The organism is Methylophaga muralis (assembly GCF_001720165.1).
Taxonomy (GTDB): Bacteria; Pseudomonadota; Gammaproteobacteria; order Nitrosococcales; family Methylophagaceae; genus Methylophaga; species Methylophaga muralis.
In genome coordinates this window covers 1-1581 of record NZ_MCRI01000091.1, presented here as the reverse complement: position 1 = coordinate 1581, position 1581 = coordinate 1, and the positions used below count along the sequence as shown (strand labels likewise).

2 protein-coding genes are annotated in these 1581 nt (G+C 38.6%); both read left to right on the top strand.

Features of this window, described 5'->3' with window-relative positions; all coding sequences use genetic code 11:
- Positions 1-151 precede the first annotated feature (151 nt).
- On the top strand, positions 152-745 hold the full coding sequence (locus tag A9E74_RS13725) for a CpsD/CapB family tyrosine-protein kinase (RefSeq protein WP_245652185.1): 594 nt from the start codon (positions 152-154) through the stop codon (positions 743-745).
- A gap of 3 nt (positions 746-748) precedes the next feature.
- Positions 749-1561 (top strand): ExeA family protein, encoded by an 813-nt coding sequence (locus A9E74_RS13720; RefSeq protein WP_069297151.1) that lies wholly within the window; start codon positions 749-751, stop codon positions 1559-1561.
- Positions 1562-1581 lie beyond the last annotated feature (20 nt).

Here is a 1581-nt window from a genome sequence, read left to right as displayed (position 1 = left end):
TCAGAGCGTGTTGAAGATCCATTAGCTGAAAATACACTAGAATCAAATTTCTTATTCAAAAACGAAAGTGATTGATGTACCCAATTCTACCTTGGAAAAAAATCGAATTATTGCGGGTTTCTACAATAACCCCCAATCAGCAGTTTTTAGAATGCTGCGTACCCAAGTTCTCAAAAAAATGCGAAGCAATCGTTGGCAGTCACTTGCAATTACCTCACCTACAGCAGGGGAAGGTAAGTCAGTTATTGCTGCAAACCTTGCTATAGCAATTGCAATGGAACTTAATCAAACAGTACTTCTAGTCGATATGGATTTACGCAATCCAAGTATCAGTAAATATTTTGGTTTAAAGCCTTCAATTGGTTTACGCGAATATCTTTCAGGTGATTACGAGCTATCCGAAGTTTTAATGAATCCAGGTGTAAAACGTCTGGTCATTCTGCCTGGCCTTGGCCGTGCAGACGATTCTGCAGAATTGTTGTCCAGTCCTAAAATGGCTAGTTTGGTCGCAGATATTAAATCACAGTATGATTCGAGAATGATTATTTTTGACGTGCCACCAGTATTGCAAACTGATGATGTTTTATTGTCCGCAGGATATTTCGACAGCACATTGCTAGTGCTTGAAGATGGTAAAAACACAGAATCGAATATAACCAAATCTTTACAGTTACTTGAAGGTTCACATTTACTGGGTACGGTAGTAAATAAAGCAGCGCATCATCCTGAACATCAAAATTACTAACTTATGTATACAGAACACTTTGGTTTAACACATAAGCCTTTTAACCTGGTCCCTGACCCAGCATTTCTTTATTTAAGCCCTAATCATAAAAAAGCTTTAACTATGTTGGAATATGGCCTAATGAGCCATGCCGGTTTTACTGTGGTTACAGGTGAGATTGGTGCAGGCAAAACTACTCTTATTCGAGTATTACTATCAAAAATTGAAGATGATTGTGTTATAGGGCTCATCAATAATACCCATGAGTCGTTTGGTGAATTGATGACTTGGGTACTGGATTCCCTCGAAATTGAATCCACAGCAACTGATAATGCGGGCCGCTATAGAGATTATATTAATTTTGTCGTTGAACAACATGCCCAGGGTAGAAGGGTCGTTTTAATTGTCGATGAAGCACAAAACCTATCTGTTCAAGCATTAGAAGAACTACGTTTGTTATCTAACGTAAACATAGATTCGGATATTTTTTTACAACTAGTCTTAACCGGGCAACCTGAGCTGATTGAAAAACTAAATCGGCCAGAACTTGTGCAATTTGCACAACGCATAGGCGTGGAATTTCATTTAAAAGCACTGAGCTACCCAGAAACTCAGAAATATATTGAATATCGTCTTGAAGTTGCGGGTGTATCTAAGAAGATATTTAGCAATGAAGCCTGTGCCATGATTTATTGCTATAGTGAAGGCATTCCCCGACGTATCAATAATCTATGTGATTTTGCGATGGTTTATGCGTTTGCTGATGGTAAATCTGAGATCGATGTCGCACTTATACAAGACATGATTCGCGATAAGAAATCTACTCGGATTGTTTGAGTCAAAGGCGTCAGAAACCC

Bases quoted from the DNA above. Each gene is read 5' to 3' on its own strand.
- A9E74_RS13720 (WP_069297151.1), top strand. From the start codon at position 749: ATGTATACAGAACACTTTGGTTTAACACATAAGCCTTTTAACCTGGTC.
- A9E74_RS13725 (WP_245652185.1), top strand. From the start codon at position 152: ATGCTGCGTACCCAAGTTCTCAAAAAAATGCGAAGCAATCGTTGGCAG.